This is a genomic window from Rummeliibacillus sp. BSL5 (genome assembly GCF_052928305.1).
Window position 1 is genome coordinate 1,953,690 of sequence record NZ_JAVGCV010000001.1, and the last position, 15,126, is coordinate 1,968,815.

Here is a 15,126-nt window from a genome sequence, read left to right on the forward strand (position 1 = left end):
ATGGTATAATAGATAGAAGACTTTAGGCGGTGATATTACGTGTTTCTTGAATACGCAGTTTATTTTTCGCTATTATTTACTTTTGTCATTTCCTTTTACCTTGCCTATCAGTTACTTGAGCAATCTACTGGCATCTATAAGGAATTCCATCCATGGATTGTTGGTTTTGCCGCTTCTATTACAGGTTTGCTTTTAATGAAAGCATCCACCCATTTTAAGAGCGAATATCTAATAAACGGCGATTTGCGCAATGTGCTTTTGTTGTTATCCGGATGGCTTGGCGGCCCTATTTCTATGGGTATTGCGGCAACATTAATTGGCATAACGCGCATATATATTTCCGGTCTCTCGGAAATTTCCATCCATTCTGGAATTTTGACCATCATAGTAGGACTTATTCTCGCCTTACTAGCTTGGTGGAAACCGATTAAATTTCGCAATCTGCATTATTATCTATTGCTTTCCATTCTTTTTTACGCCTCTAGCATTGCGCTCAATGCAGAAAATTGGTTAATAAGCGCTGTGCTATTATTCATTATCTCGATTCCAGCACTTTATATAACTGCGTTTGTAATTCGTCTCTTAAATAATCAGTTTAATAAAATCCATACAATCGAAAAAATGGTAGAAACTGATTTTTTAACAGGCTTGCCAAATATCCGAAAATGTAAGTGCATTATAGATCGTTACATTCAAAGCGAAATTCCGTTTGCCCTGCTATTGATTGACATAGACCAATTTAGCAAGATTAATATGAAACATGGCGTTATGGTGGGCGACCAATTTTTAAGGAAAATTGGCGAATTGCTAAAAGAATTTAATAGAGAACATCCTGGTTCTACCTCTATTCGGATTAGTGGAGAAGAATTTTATTTAATTTGCAAAGATCTGCCGCCCGCATCCAGTTTGCAATATGCCTATGATATAAGTAAATCCATCTCCAAGATGTCAGTAGATTTAGAAGACGGAAGCAGTGCTTCTATCTCTGTTAGTGTCGGTATTGCTAACTATCCTGAGAACGGCAAGACGATTTACGAAATTGCCCAATCCACACACGATGCCTTTCGACTTGCAACAACGAAAGGGAACAATCAAATCGTTCACTATAATCAAATCCCTAAAACTCCTGTGCCAATGGACAAATAGCCATTGGCACTTTTTTTGTATTCAGATTTGTAAGATCTGTCCTGCTTTTTATTCGTTTTTCATCAAATTTAGCGCTATTCTTTCCGTTTAGTTTGTGCAATCTCTTCACATACTAGTTTCAACGATAGGAAAGGAAGCGATAGGATGAACCGAGCTGAATATCATAAGCAACGAAAAAAGAAGCTGCGACTACGGCAGTTAGTCATATTGATGGTCGTGTGTGCCTCAAGCGTCATTACTGCTCTGGTCTCACTCCGTGTTTACGCTCAAATTACAGGGGCTCCATCTTTAACTGTTCCTAAGGCAACCGTTTTTTTAGATACTAGCGGGGAACAAATTGGAGATAAATTTGCCGGACAACGTCGTTACTGGGTAGGGTTAGATGATATTTCGCCTTTTGTAACAAAAGCCTTGATTGCTACTGAAGACCAAAATTTTTATAAGCACAATGGTTTTGACTATACACGGATTGCAGGCGCCATAGTACAAGATGTGAAAGCAATGAAAAAAGTGCAAGGTGCTAGTACGATTACTCAACAGTATGCCCGCAATTTATATCTTTCACACGATAAAACATGGCTTCGTAAAATGAATGAGGCCCTCTATACGTATCGATTAGAAACTTTCTATGATAAAGATCAGATTCTAGAAGGATATTTAAATACAGTTTATTTTGGTCATGGTATGTATGGAATTGAAGCTGCCAGCCGCTATTATTTCGCCAAACCAGCAAAAGAGCTTACACTTCCTGAGGCTGCATCCCTGGTAGCAATACCGAAAGGGCCGAGCATTTACTCGCCTCTGGCAAGTGAAGAAAATAATCATAATAGACAGCAGCTGATCTTGTCGTTGATGAGAAATAAAGAGATGATTACAGAAGAAGCAAAAGAACGCGCACAAAATGAAAACCTAACATTTAAATATGACGAGTGGGATAGCGATAAAATGAATGCTCCTTACTTTGTCGATACAGTTTGGGCGGAGGCTAAAAAGATTTTGGAGAAAAATGGTCGAAACATTGCAGAAGGCGGTTGGACTATCCAAACGACTTTAAATCCGCTCCACCAAAAAGCTGCAGAGGAAGCTGTAGAGAAAAATATGCCAAGTTCTGGTCTTCAAGTTGGATTTGTCAGCATGGATCCTAAAACAGGATATGTGACTTCATTAGTAGGAGGCACTCATTATACAGAGAGTTCATATAATCGTGTGACCCAAGCAAAAAGGCAACCTGGTTCTGCTATTAAACCGTTTTTATATGCGACTGCATTAGAAAATGATTTTTCGCCAATCACATTTATGGATGCAGAAAAAACCATTTTCACCTATGACGGTGGACGTTCAGAGTATGAACCTAAAAATGTAAATGGCAAATTTGCCAATCACCCTATTTCGCTTGCACAAGCATTGGCCATCTCTGACAATATTTTTGCCGTAAAAACCTATGAGGAAGTAGGTCATCGTAAATTTAAGCAAATGCTCAATCGCTTTGGCATTGGTGAAACCCTACAAAATACACCTTCTGTGGCACTTGGTACAACAGAAGTGACGCTGAAGGATATTACATCCGCATATAATACACTCGCTGCAGGCGGAGTTAAGAGATCACCAATTACCGTGCTCTCTATCAAGGATGGCGAAGGCAAATTAATTTATGAAGTTGAAGAAAAACGTGAAGAAAAAAGAGTGCTAAAAAAAGATGAGAATTTCATTTTAACTCAGTTGATGACAGGCATGTTTGACCCTGTGTTTAACGACTATACCCCTGCTACAGGTGTAAGTCTGCGCAACAGACAAACAAGACCTTATGCTGCAAAATCGGGTACAACCCTGACAGACCAAATGATGATCGGCTTTACGCCATCATTAACAGCCGGTGTATGGAACGGATACGACCAGGGAAAACAGCTCTCAAGTGAAGAAGATGCAAGAGCTACAAAGCATATCTGGATTGACTTTATGGAAGGGGCACTGAAAGATACTCCCAGCGAACCTTTTATCGCACCAAAAGGTGTTCAATCCGCTATCATAGATGTTGAAACTGGGGGCATTGCTACAAAAGCATGTGGCAGACAGCGATTAGTATATCTCAAGAAAAAAGATATGCCCAAGAAAAAATGCACAGATCCTTCTATCGTTAATGAATTGACAAAAGAAACGGATGAAACATGGAGTCTGTTCCCATTCTCTTTATTTGAATAACAAACTAAAAAAAACTTCCATTCCAAAGGTGTCCGTTAACCTTTGGGGTGGAAGTTTTCTGCTTCAAGATGACTGCATTTATCCTTTCGCCCTTGGGATGGCTAATGAGAACCATACAACTTCTCGCACAGCATATGTCCTAGCTTACATTTGCAAGCTTTAATTCTAGTGTACTTCCTTTCCAGAACACTTTCAACCACGTAATTAGAAAGTGCCAGAAAAAAGCGCATGTTCGACAAAAATTGGATCATTCAAAGCCTAAATCAGCATGTAATGAAGGACTGCTATTTTTCCACATCTCTTCATTAAAGTTTTTCAAAAACTCACCAAGGACCTGTTTTGACGTCGTATCCATTTCATCAATCATAATATTTCTTTTCATGGATTTATCCATTTTGTTGACATGCTCTGCCAGTATTTTGTAGCCTCTGCGTTTTTCGCGATTGACTACCATTTCGCATGCAGTCACACCAGCATAATATGGCCCGTTCTCTTTTTGTTCAATCGTTACCCATACAAGCCAGTACGGTTTGCCACCTTCAGAATCTTTACGGTCTGTTGTAAATTTGATACCCTTTTCGACTGCACTTCTTGCATGCATTGCACCAATATCTACTTCAGCTGTTTTTTCATTCACATCGATGATGACTGGAGAGACATTCTCAAGTGTGATGGAACCAATTCCAAACCCTTTGTGGCCATCGGTAGGATTGTTTTTAATTATGGTAAATTCCATTTTTTTCGGTTGCTGTTCATTTGCCATTTCATAATTCCTCCGTATACGTTATGATTACCACTATACACTACATTTTACACAAGGAGACTTCTTATGCCTATCGTAACGATTAAAATGCTTGAAGGACGTACAGACGAACAAAAACACCAGCTTGTCAAATCAGTCACAGACGCAGTATCTGAAAGTGTGAATGCGCCTAAAGAAAATATCTCCATTATTATTGAAGAGATGAAAAAAGAACACTACGCAGTAGGCGGCGTCCGTAAAAGCGAAGTCTAATAAGCATTTAAAACAGACAGACATTGAATGAGATTTCATTGAATGTGCTAATTGAAGTGGGTGTATCGAATCTGCGAGTCGAATGCCCACTTCATTAAAATATTGCATCAAAAAATTTATAACATTTATGCAGCGGAAGCCGTTGACTCCTGCGGCATAAGCTTAAGCGGAAAGCCCCGGTTGGAACGGAACCATTCTACTTATACTATTTCTAAGACTAAAAGTTTCCCCTTGTCTTTTTTCTTTGCTATAAAAAAACGTGAACAAGATTCCTTGTCCACATTCCATAATTAATTTGCATTCAATTTGATTTCCTCTAATGCCTCAATAAGTGAAAATGCTTCATTCATTTCTGTCTCTGTAAATTTCAATTTTCCTTTTACCACATGCACTTTTTGAATCCGTTCTTCTTTCGGAAGTTCATCAAAAAACAATAGCGTAGAAACAAGCTCTAAAAAGCGGGCACTTTTACTGTTTAGTACCTCTACGACTTCATTTAAATGCTGCTGTTCCTCGCACATATGCTTCGAAAAGTTTGTTCCTTTATCAGTCACTTGATATGTGTACTGCACATAGGACCCCTTATCTTCCATTTCTTCCGTTAAAAAACCCATCGTGCATAGCTCTTCTACGCGCAATGTAAGCTCCTCCGAATAGGGGCCATAAATATGAAATTGGTATTTCTCATTGAAAGGAAACTTCATTTTTTTTGCGATATAAACCATCTTCTGCAGCTTTTTTCGCCCCGTAACACTTCCAGCTAAAGATACAAATTGTACGACTTTTGCATGTTCTTCTAGCACGTTTTTCTCCTTTCGAGAAGCTTAACCTCTCAGTACTTTTAATATTTGTTTTTTTAGCGTTTTTTGAGTACCATCCTGCAGCAGTACTTCTTCCGGAAAATATAACTTATGATCAGATCTTCGTTTTCCTGAAATAGCTTCAACAATTTCAGAGCATCTTGATAGTTCACGCGTTTTACCATTCGGCATTAACAACTGGATGGGTACACGCTCTTCTTCTTCTCCTGGCCGGTAAAAATCGTATGGTAAATCTGAGATAGAATCGTGAACTAAATAATATTTAGGGTCAATGCCCGCTTGATAAAATAACTCTTTTAGATCACTTAATTTTTCATATTCATTTGCAGGATCAAATTCTATATATTTAAATAACTTTCTATTAATAAAACGGCGGCTTAAATCGCTTAATATCGGATCGCTTTCTTGCATCCACATTTGAAAATAAGTAAGCAAAATATTTTCATCAAGTGCAATATAATCTTCTAGTTCGATATTGTTTTGGAAAAACGCCATAAAATGTGTAGGTTCTTGCTTGAATTGATAGTTTCCCTGGCTCAAGTCTTTTGCACGATGAAGAATCTTCGTTAAGATTACTTCTGCGCTGCGGGAAACTGGGTGGAAATAAACCTGCCAATACATTTGATAGCGACTCATAATATAGTCTTCTACCGCATGCATCCCACTTGATTTGATGACGACCTGCTCTTCTTTTGGTCTCATGACACGCAGGATTCGTTCCATATCAAAGTGACCATAGCTGACACCTGTAAAGTAAGCATCTCGCTGCAGATAATCCATGCGATCCGCATCAATTTGGCTGGAAATCATACTGACAACTTGTTTATTCTCATATGTTTTGGCAATGACGTCTGAAACTTTTTGCGGAAATTCAGGTGAAACGCGTGTCAATACATGGTTTACCTCTGTATCTCCTAAAATAATAGCTCGTGTGAATTCCTCATGGTCTAAATCAAAAACATGTTCAAAGGAATGTGAAAAAGGGCCGTGGCCAAGATCATGCAATAATGCAGCACAAAGAACCACGAGACGTTCGCTTTCATCCCACTCTGGCATGTCTATGAAGATATCGTCTACCATTCGGCGGACAATTTCGTATACCCCCAAAGAATGGCTAAAACGACTATGTTCTGCACCATGAAACACTAAATACGTCGTACCGAGCTGTTTAATCCGTCGTAAACGCTGAAATTCCCTCGTGCCGATCAAATCCCAAATCACTTGATCTCGCACATGGATATAGCGATGTACCGGATCTTTAAACACCTTTTCTTCCGCTAATTTTTTTGTCGCATAATCCAATTCGGAACCTCCCTTTTTCTCCAAAGTGTCCTATTATGCACTATATTTCACCATTATATACGAAAAAACCACCTTATTGAAAGGTGGAATAGTAATTGTACATATTTATTCTTGATAACTTTCTGGCAGCTTCTTTTGAGACTTTAATTTAGCTACTACTTTGGGAATCAATTCTTCTTCTGTATGTGCTGCACATGGACGATTATTTACGATTGTGAATGTTTTTCGAAGACCCGGCCCACAATAAGATTGACATTTGATATCAATCACTGCATCTGGATCTACCGTCTTTAACTTAGGTATTAATGTTTTTAAATTAACGGCTTGACACTCATCGCAAACACGAAATTCGTTTGCCATTTTGTCTCCAACCCTTTCTATATCTCAATTTCAAGTTAGTATCATTCTAAAAATGAACTAATTTTTATACTTACTATACTGCATTTCCGCTACAGGTGGACTCTCCCGCTTTCAAGTCATAACGCTCTTTTAGTTCATATTAATTATAGTGTATCGTATTTTCTATCTCTCATTCAAGACATTTTCTTTTAAACCTATTAGAAGTTATTGAATAAAAAATAGTAAAACTGTCTACGCTAATCCTATGAAACAAATAGGAGGTTTTAAACAATGAAAACGAGACAAGATGCTTGGTTACCAGAAAACGACGAACTATTGGCAGAAGCCGTTTTACGCCACGTAAAAGAAGGGAGCACACAGCTGACGGCCTTTGAAGAAGCTGGTGATGCACTTAACCGTACGGCTGCAGCTTGTGGCTTCCGCTGGAATGCAGTAGTACGCAAAAACTATGAGAAAGAACTATCTTCAGCAAAGAAAGAACGCAAGGAAAGAATGCGAGTCTACGGTACTACCGTACGAAGAAGAACAGCTGGTCTCTACTTATTGCCTAACGATAAACATAGTGAAACAACAAGGTCCATCCCTCTATCTGCCATGTCAATTGATTTAGTCATTGCGTATCTAATGCGTTTGCAACAGAGCGATTTTCATGATGAAGAGGTGACAAGATGGCGCCACCTAGCAAATATTGCAAATGATAAAGCGTCACAATTAGAGAAAGAAGTCTTACGTTTAGAAAAAGAACACCGCAACATGAAAAAAGACTATGAGCAATTCATGCAAGTAATGAATCGTGCAAGACGCCTTATGACACTTGGGACAGAGGATGAACATATCGCACCTGTCTTTACGATGGAACGCAACGGTAATCTTGTGAAAAAAGAAGATGTACCAACCGTTGGAATTGAAGAATAATATCAAGAAATAGTTTAAAGAAAAAACCGAACAATGATGTGACTTTCACTGTCACATTTGTTCGGTTATTCTTTTTGCTCCGTTTCAGACGGCGCATTTTGTAGGAGGCGCCGTCCCCCACTTCACGCTATTTAAATATTTTATTAAATTTGTTCTGACCAAGCCTCTTTATGATATCTAGTTTTTAACCTATTTCCCGGGAAATCGACAGTATTCTACTCATCTATCGGTAGCATTGATTGATTTCGTTCGAAAACTCTCTTTAGATAAAATGAATATAATTCAATTTCCTCTTCCTGAAATTGACCGATGACTAATTGATCACTTAGTAATGCTAATAAATTTTGCAATTCAATGACCGTTTGCTGTACTGTAATCTCTTCGCCTAATAATTCACTTAGTGAAGCCATGACCTCTGGCTTGATGTCAGGGTAATGGAATTTTGTTTGTTCCCCCCGCAAGCTGACTTGATAAAAATCTTTGATCAATGCAGCTCTCTCTACACCGCTTCCTTCTACGCACAGATAGATTTGCACCGCGATTCCTTGGCGCATTCTTCGTTGCGAGATGCCTGCAAATTTCTTTCCATTAATGCTTAAATCATAAGAGCCTGGACAATAAGAGCCGACGATTTCATACGCTTCTATTTGGTCAGCTACTTGTGGAAAGAGACTTTTGATGAGTTCTACCATAATTTCATAGCCTGTATTAATATCAATCCGTTCTTCCTGCTCTGATAAAATTAACGAAATGTTTAGGACTCCAGGATCTAACACAACAGCCAAGCCACCTGAATTCCGTACGATTGGCGCGTAGCCTCGACTACTTAATAAGTCTATGCCCTCTTTTATATTAGGTAGACGATGGTCTTGAATCCCGAGCACTACCGAATCGTTATGCACCCATGTTCGCACACTAGCAGGAGATTGTCCCTGCCCTACTAACTGGCATAATGTATCATCAGCAGCAAAAGATTCTAATGGAGAACGGTCAACACCACTCATGGATTGATCTATAAAACGCCAAACTTTTTGATGTAAATAATCTTTCATGTTCTCTTCTCCTGCATGGTTAGTATTATTGTTTCATTATCTCACGAATAATACATGAATCAAAGGTGAAAGAAACTCTCTCCTGACTCTCGCCTCAAAACGTTCATAAAAGAGTATATCTGTAGCTTGAAGAGCTTTCACTAAGTGAAGTTTCGCTTTATTTCTGTTAAAATGAGGGAGTATTGATTTTAGAGTTTAAAGGAGTGTTTCTTACAATGATTGAAGCAGCACAAACACTTGACGGCTGGTACGTATTGCATGATTTTCGTGCAATGGACTGGACATCATGGAAATTAGTTTCGAAAGAAGAACGCAAAGCAGCTGTTGATGAATTTATTCAATATCTTGATAAGCTGAACGAAGCGGACGTAAACAAAACAGGCAGCCATGCATTCTACTCAATCGTAGGACAAAAAGCTGATTTCGTGATTATGACATTGCGTGAAACAATGGAAGAATTGCAAGAACTTGAAAATGAATTCAATAAACTTGCGATTGCTGATTTCACAATCCCTACTTATTCCTATGTTTCAGTAGTGGAGCTTTCCAACTATTTAGCAGGCAAGCCTAAAGATGATGGTCCTGCAGAAGATCCATATCAAAACCCGCATGTGCGTGCACGCCTATATCCTGAATTGCCTCGCTGGGAACATATCTGTTTCTACCCAATGGACAAACGCCGCCAAAAAGGCGCTAACTGGTATATGTTAGAAATGGATGAACGTCGTAAATTAATGCACTCCCACGGACTAATCGGCCGCAGCTATGCAGGAAAAGTAAAACAAATCATTTCTGGTTCTATTGGTTTCGATGACCACGAATGGGGCGTTACATTATTTGCGCATGATGTATTGGAATTCAAAAAATTGATTTATGAAATGCGTTTTGATGAAGTATCAGCACGCTACGCTGATTTCGGTGAATTCTTCGTCGGCAATATTATGGACAACGAAAAATTAGAGAAATTTTTAGCGATTAAAGATTAATACGAAAAGACCAGCTCTCATATTATGAGATGGCTGGTCTTTTTTAGTAGGCAAATCGCTGATCCAATTCTTCAAGCTTTTCTACAATTTGCTCCTCAATTAGCTGATTCTTTGATATGCATTCATCCGCATATAGCGCTAACAGCGGATGATCACCTACCATGACACTGTGCTTCGCATGCTCAAAAACTGGAATATCATATTCATCATCTCCAAAGGTAATGTATGCCCCTTTCTCAATGCCCAGCTTTTTTAATGCTTTCCACTTTTGAATGCCACATGGTGTGATATCAAGCATACCTAGTTGGTAATGTGTATGGATAATCACATTTAATTCATCTAGTTTTTTACGCAGAATCGCCATATTAAATGACGTGACAATCGTAATCTTTACAACATGTTCAAGCTTATCTAAGGGTTTATTAACCCCAAGGCCATTAGGATCGATTGTTTCAGCAATCGGATGGTCAGCTGGACCGGTATATGAATAATCCCACTCGCCTTCTATGAAATAAGTTACTTTATATTCTTTCATCAATAACCGTATACTCTCTAATGTTTCTTCATCAAATACAACATTCGGCTTTACGTTTCCATTATGGCAGAGAATGGCCCCATTTCGTCCTATCATTTTGTTGCCGTGAAATCTTTTGGCCAACAATGGTAACATATCGCGAATAGGACGGCTCGAAGAAAAAATAACCTCATGTCCTTTTTGGACCAAGCATTCTAAACTGTACGTAATTGAATCTGGCACAGGCTGATCTTCAAAACAGATTGTTCCCTCTAAATCAAAGACAAATTGCATGGCTCAACACTTCTCTTTCTATATAACATTCTCTGGAGCATTTTTACCTATCAGTAGCAGGAAAGCCGTCTCCCAACAGGCTTGGAAATTAACAGAGAGGCGCAGGATAATAATGAATAAAGAAAAAAAAAGACTAAAGCAGGATCCACACACCTAATCTCCCGTTTTACATTATTTCCCCTCTTCTATTCAAATTATACGTTTATGGTGGTTCTTATTTTATCTTCTTCGCATATATAAAGAAGAGGAGGTTATGTTATGCCTGTCATCAAAAGTACATCAAAAGAACTTGACCTTTTAGCACGACTTATGCGGGCAGAAGCTGAAGGCGAAGGGGAACTAGGAATGTTAATGGTCGGAAACGTGGGCGTCAATCGAGTCCTTGCAGATTGTTTAGATTTCCGCGATGTGAGAAATCTTCAACAAATGGTTTTTCAGAGTCCGGGTGGCTTTGAAGCTACAACGAAGAGCTACTTTTATCAACGTGCAAGAGAGCAAGATCGTCGTTTAGCCCAAAGAACCATTAACGGAGAACGTTTTCACCCAGCAACCCGAGGACTATGGTTCTTTAAGCCAACTGGCGACTGCCCTGCGCAATGGTATGGACAATGGAACACCGGGCGATATAAATCGCATTGTTTCTATGCGCCTACAGAAGCTGACTGCCCGCAAGTATAAATAGAAGAAGGGAAGATGAAATGGTTCAATATTATTGGACACCGAACTATCAACAACAGACTTACCCAGCAGGCGGTGTGACTATTCCAACAGGCACCGTACAAACAACTCCTAGCCAGGGACCAGCAACTGGGGGGCTGCACTTGGGCAGAGAGCAGTCATACATCGAAAATATTATGCGTTTAAACAGAAGTAAGCCGGGAACTTTCCACTTTTCATTTGAGCATGCAACAGCTCAAGGACAAAATGTGGTCATTATCAGAGGGGTAATTGAAGCGGCCGGACGAGATCATGTTATTTTACGCGATATCAAAACAAATCATCGTTATCTCATGCCGATGATTTACTTTGATTATGCGGAATTCGATGAACCGTTACAGTATTTTGACCAAACTCCTTAAAAAACGAACTGATTGAACACACACAAAAATGCCAAGTATTAAACAAACTTGGCATTTTTATTATTGACTATTACTATTTACCGAACTTTACTGCAGCAATCATAACCAATACCCAAGCAATTAAAAATAAGACGCCTCCAATTGGTGTAATTGCACCAAGCACTTTAATTTGAGTAATTGCCAGTACATACAGGCTACCAGAGAATACAATCGTACCGATCAGCATAATCATGCCTGCACGTGATAGCAAGGGAATGGGACCAAATAAACTTTTACTCATTAAAATCCCTATCAAAATAAGACCTACTGCATGAAACATTTGGTATTGTACGGCTGTTTCATACACTGTCGCATAATGGTCTGTCAAAACATCTTTTAACGCATGAGCGCCAAATGCTCCGAATGCTACTGCTAAGAATGCGAGTATAGCACCAATTAAAATATAAAAACTCATTTTATATGACAATCCCTTCTAAAAATCAAATAGTGAATCACCGTTCGCATCATCTTCTTCCAGCTTATTGGCTGTGAGCGATTTAGGCATGGAAGAAACGGATGAATGGGACAAGTCTTGTACAGTCTCCCCTATCATCTTTGGCATAACGGTATGAGGTGTCGGTGATTTGTCACTTTGCAGCGCTAGGTCGCATAAAGCTCGAATAGCGGACAATTCTTCACGCATCTTAGCTTCACTACTTCTTTGGCCCGCTTGATGAATATGTTTTTCTAGTTCGCGGATGACCGCATCATAAGAAATCATTGTGTACCCCTCTCTTATCCACTGCTACTTCTTTTACTATTACTTTACCATGTTTCGAAGTGGAGATGAAGGGTGTCTCTACTCACTATCTGTCAGATTAAAGTCAATCGGCTCTTCGCCCCACGATAAAAGCTGATTATTGATTTTAGAATACGGGCGGCTGCCAAAAAAACCTCGGTGAGCGCTTAAAGGACTTGGATGGGGTGATTTAATAATGGCATGGCGAGAAGTATCAATTAATCTTTCCTTTTGCTGTGCCGGTTTTCCCCAAAGGACAAACACAATCGGCTCTTGCCGTTCTGACAGTTTTTCTATGACGTTGTCTGTAAACTGTTCCCATCCTTGATTTTTATGCGAATGGGCTTCATGCGCTCGTACAGTCAGTACAGTGTTCAACAAGAGCACACCTTGCTTTGCCCATTTAATCAGTGACCCATCCTTTGGTATACCAAATCCAAGATCCTCGTGTAATTCTTTCAGCATATTTTGCAGGCTTGGCGGCTTTCGCACACCATCTTTTACTGAAAAGCTTAAACCTTGTGCTTGATTCGGACCGTGATAAGGATCCTGCCCCAGCATAACTACCTTCACTTTATGATAGGGTGTATAACGGAACGCATTCCATATATCCTCCATTGGTGGGTATACGGTATGTGTGGCATATTCTTCTTTTAAGAAATCGCGCAGCTTTTGATAGTAAGGCTTATCAAACTCTGCGCCGACGATTTCTTGCCAATCGTTGTCAAAGATTCTTTTTGGCATCGTATCACTCCTTAAATTTTACGGTCACATCATAGCCAACTAAAGCAAACATATCTGCAACAGAGTTTTTGGCATTACTTTTTGCTCTACTCAACAATCCCTGTGTTTTGGCTTCTTTGATCATTTCCCTTTTCGCTTCAGCCGTTAAACCAAAGGCTTCTTTCATATCTGGTTTGTTACGAAAAAGACCTTCGCTGGAGAATACTTGCACATTATCAAAATCTACTTCTGGTTCACCAAGAATCTTTGGGGCAGGCAAGGTAATCGTTGCTTCCTTGTTCTTTTGGTCAAGCTTCACATTTTTTTCTGAAACATCCTCGAAATCGACACCAGCTTTAACCCCACCTGGAACAACTACTAATAACTCTCTCTTTGTACCTGGCAAATCAATACCGATTTCTTTCCCGAATAACTCATTGTTCTCTTTTTCAATGATAACTTTTGTAAATGCCTCTGCTGTTGTTAATTCATTCAAATTTTGGATGCGCTCGACTAAAGAGCCCTTCTGCTCTTGGTAAGTACTTCCCTGAATCATTTTCCAAGCAGCAAAAGGTACAAGCAAAATAACTAATAAAACTAAAAGGCTGGCCCACATATATTTATTTTTTAATAGAGCCAGTACTACTATATTTCTAAAGCTGCGTCGTCGCATCGAGGTTCCCTCCACCACAGTCGCAGCCTGTTCATTATCTCGATAATACTTATTAAACAATTGAGTTAACTTTTTGTTGTTTCTTGGCATAAACTTCCTCCTTTTATACTCTTTTTCTACCATCTAGCATACTACTATTGTTATTTTAGCGGTTAGTAGACGTTTTGTCGAAATTTAAGGGTTCCTGAAAATCATTTTTAAATGGCTCCTTTTAGCAGCGTTTCTGACCCTTTCATTCCTCTACATTCTGGCTATTTTTACTGGCCAGTTTAACAGCTATAATAGATAGGAAAAGAAATTATTTATGAGGCATTTATTATTGGACAACCTACACTATGTCCTATCATGTTATGAAGGAGTGTTTAACATGTCACTAAAGAAAACATTAACGATTGCCGGATCTGATGCTTCTGGCGGAGCTGGTTTGGAAGCTGACTTGAAGACTTTCCAAGAATATGGCACTTACGGTATGGCTGCTGTAACAGTCATTGCTACTATGGATCCTGATGAAAATTGGTCACATGGTGTTTATACATTACCTATTGATGTTCTAAAAGCTCAGTTAAAAACTGCCTTTTCTACTGGAATAGATGCAGTTAAAACCGGCATGTTATCAACCGAAGAAGTCATTCTTACTGCCGGCGATGCGATTAAAGAGGCTCAGCTTAAAAATGTGGTTATTGATCCTGTAATGGTATGTAAAGGGGAAGATGAAGTATTAAATCCAGGAAATGTAGATGCGATGATTTCACATTTGCTGCCGATTGCTTTAGTTACCACACCTAATCTATTCGAAGCTGGTCAATTAGCTGGCATGAAAACACCAAAAAGTATTGACGAAATGAAAGCAGCTGCTGAGAAAATCCATGCTATTGGCGCTAAGCATGTCGTCATTAAAGGCGGCCGCTCTATTGATCCAAACAAAGCATTTGATTTGTATTATGACGGCGAAAAACACTTTTTATTAGAAACGCCTAAAATTGAGACAACATACAATCATGGTGCTGGATGCACTTTCGCTGCTGCCATTACTGCTAATCTTGCAAATGGTCTTGATGTCAAAGAAGCGGTTATTAAATCAAAAGAATTCGTTGCTGCAGCAATTACACATGGCTGGAAATTAAATCAATATGTCGGCCCTGTGATGCATGGTGCGAAGAATGTATATGGCGCACCCGAAATTACGGTGACAGAACTGTAGTATTCTTCAATAAATAAGCTTCCACTCCAAAATGGGTGGAAGCTTTTTAATTTACTCTATGTTGGGAC

Annotated in this window: 18 protein-coding genes; 8 read left to right on the forward strand and 10 right to left on the reverse strand. The window is 39.2% G+C overall.

Annotation, left to right across the window (positions count from 1 at the left end):
- Positions 1–39: 39 nt before the first annotated feature.
- Together RCJ93_RS09655 and RCJ93_RS09660 are read left to right on the forward strand one after the other, a co-directional pair.
- On the forward strand, positions 40–1,146 hold the full coding sequence (locus RCJ93_RS09655) for a GGDEF domain-containing protein (protein WP_150283430.1): 1,107 nt from the start codon (positions 40–42) through the stop codon (positions 1,144–1,146).
- A gap of 144 nt (positions 1,147–1,290) precedes the next feature.
- Complete coding sequence (locus RCJ93_RS09660) at positions 1,291–3,345, forward strand: transglycosylase domain-containing protein (RefSeq protein ID WP_150283429.1); 2,055 nt, start codon at positions 1,291–1,293, stop codon at positions 3,343–3,345.
- Positions 3,346–3,592: 247 nt separating this feature from the next.
- Here RCJ93_RS09660 and RCJ93_RS09665 read toward each other — a convergent pair whose 3' ends face one another.
- The gene (locus tag RCJ93_RS09665; RefSeq protein WP_147195479.1) at positions 3,593–4,108 is read right to left on the reverse strand and encodes a YwhD family protein; all 516 of its coding nucleotides are present in this window, start codon (positions 4,106–4,108) and stop codon (positions 3,593–3,595) included.
- Between the two features lie 66 nt (positions 4,109–4,174).
- Between RCJ93_RS09665 and RCJ93_RS09670 the strand changes: the two genes are divergently transcribed.
- Positions 4,175–4,360, forward strand: coding sequence for a 2-hydroxymuconate tautomerase (locus RCJ93_RS09670; RefSeq protein ID WP_066791671.1), 186 nt, complete (start codon positions 4,175–4,177; stop codon positions 4,358–4,360).
- Positions 4,361–4,650: 290 nt separating this feature from the next.
- Here the strand turns inward: RCJ93_RS09670 and RCJ93_RS09675 are convergent, their stop codons facing one another.
- The 3 genes from RCJ93_RS09675 to RCJ93_RS09685 all read right to left on the reverse strand — a co-directional run bounded on the left by RCJ93_RS09675 (position 4,651) and on the right by RCJ93_RS09685 (position 6,843).
- Complete coding sequence (locus RCJ93_RS09675) at positions 4,651–5,163, reverse strand: YwgA family protein (RefSeq protein WP_066791669.1); 513 nt, start codon at positions 5,161–5,163, stop codon at positions 4,651–4,653.
- 21 nt (positions 5,164–5,184) lie between these two features.
- A complete protein-coding gene (locus tag RCJ93_RS09680; RefSeq protein WP_147195483.1) occupies positions 5,185–6,483 on the reverse strand; it encodes an HD domain-containing protein in 1,299 nt (432 codons plus the stop codon).
- A gap of 105 nt (positions 6,484–6,588) precedes the next feature.
- Positions 6,589–6,843, reverse strand: coding sequence for a DUF1450 domain-containing protein (locus tag RCJ93_RS09685; RefSeq protein WP_066791665.1), 255 nt, complete (start codon positions 6,841–6,843; stop codon positions 6,589–6,591).
- A gap of 270 nt (positions 6,844–7,113) precedes the next feature.
- Here RCJ93_RS09685 and RCJ93_RS09690 point away from each other — a divergent pair, with 270 nt between their 5' ends.
- Positions 7,114–7,758: an RsfA family transcriptional regulator gene (locus RCJ93_RS09690; RefSeq protein WP_066791663.1), complete on the forward strand. Its 645-nt coding sequence runs from the start codon at positions 7,114–7,116 to the stop codon at positions 7,756–7,758.
- Between the two features lie 215 nt (positions 7,759–7,973).
- On the opposite strand, the gene RCJ93_RS09695 is transcribed toward RCJ93_RS09690, so the two are convergent.
- On the reverse strand, positions 7,974–8,810 hold the full coding sequence (locus RCJ93_RS09695; RefSeq protein ID WP_150283428.1) for a lipoate--protein ligase family protein: 837 nt from the start codon (positions 8,808–8,810) through the stop codon (positions 7,974–7,976).
- Positions 8,811–9,025: 215 nt separating this feature from the next.
- On the opposite strand from RCJ93_RS09695, the gene hemQ reads away from it, so the two are divergent.
- Positions 9,026–9,796: a hydrogen peroxide-dependent heme synthase gene (gene hemQ, locus RCJ93_RS09700; RefSeq protein ID WP_150283427.1), complete on the forward strand. Its 771-nt coding sequence runs from the start codon at positions 9,026–9,028 to the stop codon at positions 9,794–9,796.
- Between the two features lie 43 nt (positions 9,797–9,839).
- On the opposite strand, the gene RCJ93_RS09705 is transcribed toward hemQ, so the two are convergent.
- Positions 9,840–10,604 carry an HAD-IIB family hydrolase gene (locus RCJ93_RS09705; protein WP_066791657.1) on the reverse strand — a complete coding sequence of 255 codons (765 nt, stop codon included), beginning with the start codon at positions 10,602–10,604 and terminating at the stop codon, positions 9,840–9,842.
- Between the two features lie 258 nt (positions 10,605–10,862).
- On the opposite strand from RCJ93_RS09705, the gene RCJ93_RS09710 reads away from it, so the two are divergent.
- Together RCJ93_RS09710 and gerQ are read left to right on the forward strand one after the other, a co-directional pair.
- On the forward strand, positions 10,863–11,282 hold the full coding sequence (locus tag RCJ93_RS09710; protein ID WP_066791656.1) for a cell wall hydrolase: 420 nt from the start codon (positions 10,863–10,865) through the stop codon (positions 11,280–11,282).
- Between the two features lie 20 nt (positions 11,283–11,302).
- Positions 11,303–11,683, forward strand: coding sequence for a spore coat protein GerQ (gerQ, locus tag RCJ93_RS09715; protein ID WP_150283426.1), 381 nt, complete (start codon positions 11,303–11,305; stop codon positions 11,681–11,683).
- A 73-nt stretch (positions 11,684–11,756) separates the two neighbouring features.
- On the opposite strand, the gene RCJ93_RS09720 is transcribed toward gerQ, so the two are convergent.
- From RCJ93_RS09720 to RCJ93_RS09735, 4 genes are all read right to left on the reverse strand, one after another.
- Positions 11,757–12,137 carry a DUF423 domain-containing protein gene (locus RCJ93_RS09720; protein WP_150283425.1) on the reverse strand — a complete coding sequence of 127 codons (381 nt, stop codon included), beginning with the start codon at positions 12,135–12,137 and terminating at the stop codon, positions 11,757–11,759.
- An 18-nt stretch (positions 12,138–12,155) separates the two neighbouring features.
- A complete protein-coding gene (locus RCJ93_RS09725) occupies positions 12,156–12,443 on the reverse strand; it encodes a YwdI family protein (RefSeq protein ID WP_150283424.1) in 288 nt (95 codons plus the stop codon).
- Positions 12,444–12,521: 78 nt separating this feature from the next.
- Positions 12,522–13,205, reverse strand: coding sequence for a uracil-DNA glycosylase (locus tag RCJ93_RS09730; protein WP_446738908.1), 684 nt, complete (start codon positions 13,203–13,205; stop codon positions 12,522–12,524).
- Between the two features lie 4 nt (positions 13,206–13,209).
- Positions 13,210–13,947, reverse strand: coding sequence for a DUF4230 domain-containing protein (locus RCJ93_RS09735; protein WP_190323350.1), 738 nt, complete (start codon positions 13,945–13,947; stop codon positions 13,210–13,212).
- A gap of 277 nt (positions 13,948–14,224) precedes the next feature.
- Between RCJ93_RS09735 and thiD the strand changes: the two genes are divergently transcribed.
- A complete protein-coding gene (gene thiD / locus RCJ93_RS09740; protein WP_150283422.1) occupies positions 14,225–15,058 on the forward strand; it encodes a bifunctional hydroxymethylpyrimidine kinase/phosphomethylpyrimidine kinase in 834 nt (277 codons plus the stop codon).
- Positions 15,059–15,126 lie beyond the last annotated feature (68 nt).